We start from the raw sequence: 6176 nt of genomic DNA, 5'->3' as shown, positions 1-6176 counted from the left end.
CTGAGTTTTTTAAGTGACGTAAAACCGTGTTGAGGCCAACGCCCATAATGCGTGCACTGGCACGACATCCGACGCCATTCATGGCCATATCAATGATTTTCTGGTGCGTACCGGGCTGAGAGGCGGTGTAAGTGAACTGTAGTTGCCATGTTTTACGGCAATGAGAGCAGAGATAGCGCTGATGTCCGGCAGTGCTTTTGCCGTTACGCACCACGCCTTCAGTAGCGGTGCAGGAAGGACATCTGATGGAAATGGAAGCCACGCAAGCACCTTAAAATCACCATCATACACTAAATCAGTAAGTTGGCAGCATTACCGGTTGGCTTTTATGTTTGCTGGATTAAGGGGAATTAATCTTTGCTTATTGGTGCATCTAAGGGATACGGGTTTTTATGTAGCCGGTTGTAATTCAGCGCATACATGGCGGTGATGACCATCAGGGTGACAAATGACCACATAACCTCTTTCGCTCCGGACCCCACCACGGCCCAGATGCAGTAGAGGAAGGCAATGGTAGTAACTGCCAGATATGCCGGGCGTGCTTTACCAAAGTGACCGTGTCCGAGCAGCAGTAACGCCGCACAGGTGTAAAGATATGGCACCAGTGTAAAGATGACCGAGACGGAAGAAACCAGACCGAACTCTTTGGTCGCGTTTGGTGAAATGCTGCTGAGCTGGAAGATGGTCATCAAAATACCGACGATAATCAGCCCCGCCACTGGCGTACCCGCTTTATTTACACGGGCAAAAATCGGTGGGAACAGTCCGTCATCGGCAGCGGCTTTCGCCGTTTGACCCGCCAGCAACGTCCAGCCGCCCAAGTGAACCTAAGCAACCCGCAGCTGCGCAGAAGGAAACAATGGCCCCGGCGGTGTCACCCAACGCCATCCGTGCGGCATCACCGAATGGCGAAGCAGAAACGCGCAGTGCGGCATTAGGGATCATCCCCATAATCGCGGTGGTAGAAAGTACATAGCAAACGGCGGCAATCAATACCCCACCAATGGTGGCGATAGGGACATTGCGTTTCGGGTTTTTCACCACACCTGCGGCAACGGAGGCACTTTCCACACCGATGAACGACCACAGCGTAACGTTAAGGGTACTTTGAATTGCACCGAAGGTGCCCAGGCCGCTGACGTTCCATGCCGCCATATAGGTTTCACCACGGAACCAGAACCAGCCAAATACGGCAATCCCGACGATGGGGATCAGCGCCAGCACGGTGGCAACTGCCTGCACACGGGTGATCATTTTCGGACCGACAATGTTCAGCAGGACGAAGATCCACAGCACCACGACGCAGGTGATGGTTAATACCAATGGATCTTTCAGAATCGGGAAGAAGTAACTTAAATATCCTACGCCAATGACCACCATGGCGATATTGCCGATCCAGCAGGCCAGCCAGTAGAGGACGTTGGTTTGATAACCGAGAAACGGGCCAAAGCAGCGGCGGGCGTAAGCGTAAGAACCACCAGGACTTGGGTCGAGGAACGACATTTTGGCGTATACCATCGAGAGCCCCAGTGCACCGATAATCGTCACCAACCATCCATAAATGGCAATCCCGCCAGTGGAGGCCAGGTTTGCAGGTAACAGAAAAACACCTGACCCCATAATATTCCCCGACACCATCAGGGTGACGGGGATTAAGCCCACTTTGTGAGCATCAGCATCCGAAGACATAATTAAACTCCTGCGAAGGCGAGCTTCGTGACAATAAATTACGTCATATCATACGCCTGCATTCGATAGTTGAATTATTATCGACCGGGTTATCGCTGATGCCGTTATTAATATAGCTCTTCGTTAAGGTTAAAAATCAGGCGACAGTGCGTTCTCTGTGCTGACTAACATAATGCAGCGGCGTCATACCGTAGAAGTCTTTAAAGACAGAAATAAAGTACGACGTACTGTTGTAGCCGCAGGACTGTGATACCTGAGAGATATTTTTACCGTCCATCATTAATTCATTTACGGCATAACGCATGCGGCAGGTGGTGATTATTTGGCTATAACTGGTGTTTTCGCTTTTCAGCTTTTTCTTTAACAGACTTGGGCTAAGACATAAACAACTGGCTACCATACTAAGATTCCAGTCTTTGTGAATATCGCTTTCAATAATTTGATAAACGCTGTCACTTACACAATTACGTAACATATACATCATTAATGAAAGGAATTTTTTACTGTCGAGAAAACGGGATAGCACCGTGAATAATAATGCGCGTGTTCGTTCCTTTTCTGACTCAGTTTCTGCGGGCATCATGCTGTGTTGCGCGGCAACGCGAAAGACGTCTGGCGTCAGGCATGGCAGGGTGAGTATGGGCGTAGCGCTACGTTGCCATACTGGTATTTGCGAGAGATCTTTATTCAGAAACCGGAGGTAATCTTTGATGATGTCGTGACTAATATGAGCAACCAAAGTGTTGTTAAGAGAGGAGACGTCGATAATATTATTTTCACAATTTAATAACGCCATATGGTTAGCTTTAAGGCTAATAGGTTCTTTCCCATTCACCCTTATCCAGACATCTTTTTCAGTCAATAAAACAATACAAGGTTGGTCGCTGCAAATCCTCATACATGTACTCCTGAGTGCGAATAAAAGACCAGTTCTCGCTAAAGCAAAGCGATACCGGGAAATGGTTATATAATTGTATGACGAATATAAACATGCATAAAAATAACGAGTTTTACTAATATTACAAATTTTTATAGTAATTTCTCATGTACATATTTTTTTACAGGGTAAATAACAGGCAAAAAAAAGCGCGGGGTGGGGCCGCGCAAAAAGTATGACATTTTTGTTTGCAGCAATTTTTATGAAAACGTTGCCATACTCAAAAGGCCTAAGGCCAGGCGGCGTAATGTTATTTAAACAATTACGCCTTCAGCGGAATAGTGGTTACGCTTTCACACACATAACGTGGTAAATACCGTCAATAATTTCAGTCCCTTCAGTTTCGTGTTCAAATCCAGGGAAATGGTGGTCCCAGGATTGCAGCGAGCGTAAATAACTTACTTGCGGACTGTTTTTATCGCCGAAGTTTTCACCAGACAGCAGCATCGGGATTCCTGGCGGATATGGGATAACTGAGTTTGCCGCGATGCGTCCTGGCAGATTTTCAATGGATACCAGTTCGACATTGTTGTCGACAATCGCGTTGTACGCTTCACGCGGGGTGATTTCCGCCACCGGCAGGCCGGAATAGGCTTCGTTCAACCGTGCGCCAGGGTTGTTTTCTTTCAGCCAGGCAAACATGGTGTCACCCAGATCGTGAATCCCCATGTTCGCGTAAGTGTCAGGATATTGTTCAACAAGTTCCGGCATCACCTGCGCCAGCGGTGTGTTGGCGTCATAGTGGCGTTTGAAGGAGCAAAGGGTGTTAACCAGAGTCCCCCATTTCCCACGGGTTACGCCCATAGAGAACAGGAACATAATTTGGAAGTCAGTGGTGCGGGTAGGCACAATGCCGTGGCGACCAAGCCAGGCAGTGACCAGCGCCGCCGGAACACCGGTTTCTTCCAGTTCACCATCTTCACCCATTCCCGGAGCAAGGATGCTGACTTTAATCGGGTCGAGCATACTCCAGTTATCCGGAATATCTTTGAAGCCGTGCCAGCTTTCGCCCGGATGCATTACCCAGTAGTCCTGAACGGTGGTCAGCAGTTTGGTTGGTGCGTCAGCAAAGTCATAGGTTTTGCCGGTTTGTGGGTCGGTGACGACTTCTTTGTTCCACGGTTTGAAGAACCAGCTACCGTCAGCGGTGAACTCTTTATACAGCCGCGCCATCGCCTGACGGAAATCAACCGCTTCGTCGATCACTTCCTGCGTCAGTGACAGGCCGCTGTTGCCGTCCATCATCGACACCGCCACGTCGTTGGATGCGCAGATGGCATACAGCGGGGAGGTGGTGGCATGCATCATGTAGGCCTGGTTGAAGCGGGAGAAGTTAATCGCCCCACGACCTTCACGTACATGAATATAAGAAGCCTGTGAAAGCGCATTCAGCAGTTTGTGGGTGGAGTGGGTGGCGAAAACGGTAGGACCGTTGTGATCGCCAGGTTCGCCGCGCATGGCATAGTGATCGGCATAGATCGGGTTGAAACGTGCATAGCCGTACCAGGCTTCGTCAAAGTGCAGACGATCGGAGGTTTTTTCCAGCAGATCCTGCGCTTCTTTAGCGTTATAACACACGCCGTCATAGGTGCAGTTGGTCACCACGCAGTAAGACGGTTTTTGCCCGGCTTTGTCTTTAGTCAGCGGGCTTTCACTGATTTTCTTCTGCAAGGTTTCAGGTTGCATTTCCTGCGGATAGATTGGCCCGATAATGCCGTAGCGGTTGCGGCTTGGCACCATGTAGACCGGTTTCGCGCCTGTCAGCATCAAGCCTTGTTCGATGGATTTATGGCAGTTACGGTCAACGACCACGACATCGTTATCGGTCATGCAAGCCTGCATGATGGTGCGGTTAGAGCCGGAAGTACCGACGACTACCGACCAGGAGCGATCGGCACCAAATACGCGTGCGGCATATTTTTCGCTTTCGCCAAATGCGCCAGTATGGTCAAGCAAAGAACCGAGGGAAGTTCGTTCGATGCCCATATCGGTGCGGAACAGATTTTCTCCATAGTAGTCATGGTAGAAACGTCCGGCGGGCGTTTTGGTAAAACCAACGCCGCCCTGGTGGCCTGGCGCTGCCCAGGAATATTCATGGATGTCGCTATATTTCATCAGCGCGCTGAACAGTGGCGGCAACAGCTGCTGGCGGTAGCGGGTCATCGCGGCAACGGCGCGTCCGGCGATAAAGTCGGTGGTATCTTCCAGAATCCAGGCGAATTCATCGACAAGCTCCAGCAGGTCGCGATCCATTGCGGCGAGGGCTTTTTCCCGATCGCCCAACAGGAAGACCGGCACGTTTTGTTGGCGCTCATGAAGCTTACCGATCAATTGTCTGACGTTTTGATGTTCGTCCGGATGTTCCATTTGATAGCTGAACATCAGGCAGTCAATGGCTTCGTTTGAAGAGAGAATGGCAAAACCATCATCAAAGGAGGTGGATTTAATCACGGTAACATTTTGCTGGCTTAAAGCATCTGCCAGACGCTCAACGGCGTTACCGACCCAGGTGTCTTGATGGAGAAACTCGCTTTCAACAATTAATACTTTCATCATTGCTTACCCGGTTATGAAGGAATCTTCGTTGCGGGCAAGTATCTTCCGGCCTTTTCGGGCTGTAAAGCGCGTGAAAAACAAACATTTTTGAAATATTTATTTTTATAAACAATGCGTTATGTGATTATTTTAAATTATTTTCACTGCTTGTTATCGACGGCTAAACTATTTTTTTGGCTGATACTGATATCGTCTTTAGCCGGGAAACGTCTGGCGGCGCTGTTGGCTAAGTTTGCGGTATTGTTGCGGCGACATGCCGACATATTTGCCGAACGTGCTGTAAAAACGACTACTTGAACGAAAGCCTGCCGTCAGGGCAATATCGAGAATACTTTTATCGGTATCGCTCAGTAACGCGCGAACGTGGTTGATGCGCATCGCGGTAATGTACTGTTTCATCGTCAATTGCATGACCCGCTGGAATATCCCCATTGCATAGTTGGCGTTAAGTTTGACGTGCTCAGCCACATCGTTGATGGTCAGCGCCTGATCATAGTTTTCGGCAATAAAGCCCAGCATCTGGCTAACATAAAATTGCGTATGGCGCGAGACGCTGTTTTTGTGTGTGCGCGAGGTTTTATTGACCAGAATCGGTTCCCAGCCAGAGAGGCTAAATCGCTTGAGCATCAGGCCAATTTCAGGTGATGACTCCAACTTATTGATAGTGTTTTATGTTCAGATAATGCCCGATGACTTTGTCATGCAGCTCCACCGATTTTGAGAACGACAGCGACTTCCGTCCCAGCCGTGCCAGGTGCTGCCTCAGATTCAGGTTATGCCGCTCAATTCGCTGCGTATATCGCTTGCTGATTACGTGCAGCTTTCCCTTCAGGCGGGATTCATACAGTGGCCAGCCATCCGTCATCCATATCACCACGTCAAAGGGTGACAGCAAGCTCATAAGACGCCCCAGCGTCGCCATAGTGCGTTCACCGAATACGTGCGCAACAACCGTCTTCCGGAGCCTGTCATACGCGTAAAACAGCCAGCGCTG

At 49.4% G+C, this 6176-nt stretch carries 3 protein-coding genes and 3 pseudogenes; all 6 read right to left on the bottom strand.

The features are described from left to right. The coding region (locus BGK49_RS08400) for an IS1-like element transposase (protein ID WP_069375725.1) at window positions 1–262 on the bottom strand (262 nt) is incomplete at its 3' end. An 88-nt stretch (window positions 263–350) separates the two neighbouring features. After that, window positions 351–1689, bottom strand: a pseudogene (adiC, locus tag BGK49_RS08395) (arginine/agmatine antiporter). Window positions 1690–1825: 136 nt separating this feature from the next. Continuing rightward, window positions 1826–2587 (bottom strand): DNA-binding transcriptional activator AdiY, encoded by a 762-nt coding sequence (gene adiY / locus BGK49_RS08390; RefSeq protein WP_001217059.1) that lies wholly within the window; start codon window positions 2585–2587, stop codon window positions 1826–1828. A 324-nt stretch (window positions 2588–2911) separates the two neighbouring features. Then, the gene (gene adiA / locus BGK49_RS08385) at window positions 2912–5179 is read right to left on the bottom strand and encodes an arginine decarboxylase (RefSeq protein ID WP_005045429.1); all 2268 of its coding nucleotides are present in this window, start codon (window positions 5177–5179) and stop codon (window positions 2912–2914) included. A gap of 198 nt (window positions 5180–5377) precedes the next feature. Then, window positions 5378–5821: pseudogene (melR, locus tag BGK49_RS08380) on the bottom strand (transcriptional regulator MelR); the annotation flags it as partial. A 16-nt stretch (window positions 5822–5837) separates the two neighbouring features. Then, window positions 5838–6176 (bottom strand): annotated as a pseudogene (locus tag BGK49_RS08375) (IS1-like element IS1B family transposase); the annotation flags it as partial.

Origin of the sequence: Shigella sp. FC1544, from assembly GCF_001722145.1 — a bacterium.
Classification (GTDB): Bacteria; Pseudomonadota; Gammaproteobacteria; order Enterobacterales; family Enterobacteriaceae; genus Escherichia; species Escherichia coli.
Note: the sequence above shows the minus strand (reverse complement) of the source record. Positions and strands in the feature narration are given on the sequence as shown.

Excerpts from the sequence above, each read along its gene's own strand:
- adiA (WP_005045429.1), bottom strand. The coding sequence starts at position 5,179 with ATGAAAGTATTAATTGTTGAAAGCGAGTTTCTCCATCAAGACACCTGG.
- adiY (WP_001217059.1), bottom strand. The coding sequence starts at position 2,587 with ATGAGGATTTGCAGCGACCAACCTTGTATTGTTTTATTGACTGAAAAA.